The organism is Anaerosporobacter sp. (assembly GCF_031551385.1).
Classification (GTDB): Bacteria; Bacillota; Clostridia; order Lachnospirales; family Lachnospiraceae; genus Anaerosporobacter.
The window spans coordinates 1-3,390 of the sequence record NZ_JAVBNS010000128.1 but is presented as its reverse complement, the minus strand read 5'-3'; the positions used below and the strand labels follow the sequence as shown (position 1 = coordinate 3,390).

At 37.4% G+C, this 3,390-nt stretch carries 3 protein-coding genes; 1 reads left to right on the top strand and 2 read right to left on the bottom strand.

What is annotated here, in order from left to right:
• Window positions 1-297, bottom strand: a 297-nt coding sequence (locus RMR19_RS10875) for an MATE family efflux transporter (RefSeq protein WP_310603514.1), incomplete at its 3' end; no start/stop codon positions are given.
• A gap of 37 nt (window positions 298-334) precedes the next feature.
• Window positions 335-1,969 carry a glycoside hydrolase family 5 protein gene (locus tag RMR19_RS10870; RefSeq protein WP_310603513.1) on the bottom strand — a complete coding sequence of 545 codons (1,635 nt, stop codon included), beginning with the start codon at window positions 1,967-1,969 and terminating at the stop codon, window positions 335-337.
• Window positions 1,970-2,204: 235 nt separating this feature from the next.
• On the opposite strand from RMR19_RS10870, the gene RMR19_RS10865 reads away from it, so the two are divergent.
• Window positions 2,205-3,068, top strand: a complete 864-nt coding sequence (locus RMR19_RS10865) for a helix-turn-helix transcriptional regulator (RefSeq protein WP_310603512.1) — start codon at window positions 2,205-2,207, stop codon at window positions 3,066-3,068.
• Window positions 3,069-3,390: the final 322 nt, after the last annotated feature.

Sequence of the window (3,390 nt, the reverse complement as noted above, 5' to 3'; positions counted from 1 at the left end):
AATCATAATGCCTATATACTGATGAATCTTATCCAGTTCTCGATTGCCCCAATGTTGTGATATGAATATACTGCCCGCAGCAGTAATGCCACCGCAGAGTAATATATAGACAAAGAACCAGGAGTTACCGAGAGAGGAGCTTGTGATAGCTACCTCTCCAAGTTTTCCAACCATGAATACATCGGCCATGTTAACTAAGCTGTTAATAAAATTTTGTATAATAACAGGAATTCCAATAATAAGAATACCTTGAAAAAACTCTTTTGTCTCATTCGTTGCTGTCTTAGCAGGCGTCATATAGGAATGCGCTCCTTTCCTTTGTAAACGAGATATATCAATTGGTATGAATGGAGTCCATTTTAACAACTCCAGAGGCAACACGCAATTTGATTTTTGTGTTGTCAAATTCATAGTTAGGTTTCGCTAGTGAAATGGAATCTGAAATTTGCAAAGTGGAATCTCCTTCTAAATTGTATGTAGTAAGAAGGCGTTCATCTTGATAAACTTCTAGTATGCTTGACTCTTCGCAGATATAGTGAATGCATATTGTAGAAGTATCGACTACATCTTCAAGAGAATATACAGCGAACTCGTCTTTGGCAAGTTCTAATACATAACGTTTAAAGCCACAGTCAAATCCGAATGTCTTTGGCAAATCTTTGTATTGTTCAACGATTTCCATACCAGTACGATAGCGGTAGCGTATAAGATTCGTCTCTTCTCTAAGTCCTGAATAGGAGATACCCTTCCCTGGAAAATGGTCAAAATCAGTTCCACGAATAACGCAACCCGGTTGTCTTAGAACAGCATTAGATACTTGTGTTAATTTATCGCAGTTTTTCAATTTGATTTTTTCTAAGAATTCATCAAGAATACCTCTCGCAACGTCATAACCAGGATGTGCTGCGCCTTCTGCATAATTAATAATAGCCTCCCAGTTTTCGGGTCTCTTAATAGAACAAGGAGAGTTCGTGCAGTCCATCTTCTTCCAAGGCCATATATTGTATCCGATGCCAAGTTCTGCTGCAAGTGGGTACATAGCAGTGAACCATTCAATATAGTTCTCGCCAGTTTCTCCAAGCCATAATGGACAATCCCATTCTTCAGCTAATGTAAGGAATTCTTGATAGCAAGAGATATCTGGTAAACAAGCGTAACGGTGAAAATGTATTATCATTTTGTCATCATATTTTTTGCAGAAAATATTTTTCGCAGATGCCCAGTGGTGTCCTTCTAGTGAGATAAGGTGTTTTTTATCTATTTTACGAATTTCATAAATTGCTGTTTCGTAGAATTCCTTTAATCTAGGTAGAAGATGGTCAAAATCAGTATCATCTGCAAAACGTTTTGGACGGATTGGTTCATTTAATAAGTCATAACCAGCTATAATGTAACGATCGCAGTAACGCTGTGCTAACTTCTTCCATAACGCAATACCTTTGTCAAAGCAATCTTGATCAGTGAATAGTCTTGGAACATCATCAATAGAATCATCAATGTTGTCACCAGTTTGTCCACCAGGTGCACCGTGTAAGTCTAGGAATACATAGAGGCCATAAGCTTCACACCAATCAATGCATCGATCTAATAATTCAAAACCTTCATCAACCCAATGAATTCCTTCGCCTTCTTCAAGAAAGAGACGAGCATTAATAGGAATACGAACAGAATTATATCCAAGTTCAGCCATGTAACGAATATCAGCTTCTGTTACATAGTTTTGGCGATATGTTTTCCAAAAGCTATCGGCATATTCTTTGCCAGTAAGTTCTTCAATAACAGCTTCAATTCTACGTGGACGGTCAAAGCGTTTGCTGCCAAGTGCTTTCCACATATATCCCTCTTGTAATAACCAATTGCCAAGTCCCCAACCAGTTAATATAATTTCTTCGCCCAATTCATTCACAATTTTGCGTCCATCTACATTAAGAAACCCATTTACACGGTTACGTTTCATATTCTCTCTCATAGTAATACCCACACCTTTCTTGTAGCAGTATTTTTTGTTTGGTTTGTCTGATATGGAATGTTTCAACCTATAGCGGTATTTTAATGAAATAACATAAAAAGTAGAAACCTTTTGAAATATCAAGACCTTTACTGCAATCTTTTGATTTGTTATAGTTAGTATATAAAGAATTATAGGAATTTAAAATGCTTGGAATGGTGAATGTTTTATCCATTTTGGTAAAAGAGGTGAAACTATGCTAGAAGAAATACTACAGATATATCCACAGTTGCGACTACAGAAGAATGAAGGTAGTTATTATAGACTTGGAGATGATTTTAATAACGGAGTTATGTCATGCGGTTTTATGAGGAAAGAGAAAGGAATTGATTCTGAGAAAAATCTGCAATTGCAATTCTATAGTTGTTTCCTATTGCTATCTGGAGAGGGAGTATATCGAGATAAACAAGGAAACGAATATCGCTTGCAACCAGGCTCGCTTGTGCAACGATTTCCCTATGAGGTACATACGACGGAAGTTGAGAGTGAAGATTGGTTAGAGTTTTTTGTTAATTTTGGAAAAAGTTCATTTGATTATCTGCAAGGTATGAATATGCTTCCTACAAAAACACCAGTGAGAACATGTATAATAACACAAGATGTAATACAATACTTAATATTTGAGTTAGAAAATCTAAAGAAGGCAAGAGTAGAGGAGTTACCAATCTTTCTGCTAGAATTACAGAAGATGGTAATACAGTTGCATAATAATAGTATTACAAATACACAATGCAAACAGGATGCAGCGATTCTGAAAGCAAAAAATGTACTAGCAAGTGATTTGGAGAAAGATATTCCATTAGAATCTCTTGCGCAAGATATTGGAATGAGCTATGAAAACTTCCGAAAAGTTTTTCGCGAAACGCAAGGGGTGTCACCAATGCAATACCGAACAAGCCAGCGAATACACCAAGCAGAACTTATGATTCTATCTGGCGTAAGTATTAAAGAAACGGCTATATTAGTTGGCTATGCAGATAGCTATGGATTTTCTAGGCAGTTCAAAAAGACAACAGGGATATCCCCTGCTGCCTATCGAAGTGTGAAAACCTCAATGTAAGTATGCTTGCAAAACTTTACTATGTTTATAGAGCTTCTTCGTTGCCACCCTATAATACGAAACACGCTACACACCTAAGGACTTCTAAGTGTGTATGGTTAGGTAGTGAAAGTGTACGGACACGTCTTCGATTCGGCATCCTGCCTCAGCGAAGACTGGCTCGGCGTCCATGCCGAGCCTTCCTACATTACTGAATACACACTAAGAAGTGCTTTAGGTGTTTTGCTATCGTTTCTTTATTATAGGGCGGCAACGAAGAAGCAGGATAGGTAGTGAAGTTTTGCATATCTACGTTATAGATACACAAGTGAGGGTAGAAACT

Excerpts from the sequence above, each read along its gene's own strand:
- RMR19_RS10870 (WP_310603513.1), bottom strand. The coding sequence starts at position 1,969 with ATGAGAGAGAATATGAAACGTAACCGTGTAAATGGGTTTCTTAATGTA.
- RMR19_RS10865 (WP_310603512.1), top strand. The coding sequence starts at position 2,205 with ATGCTAGAAGAAATACTACAGATATATCCACAGTTGCGACTACAGAAG.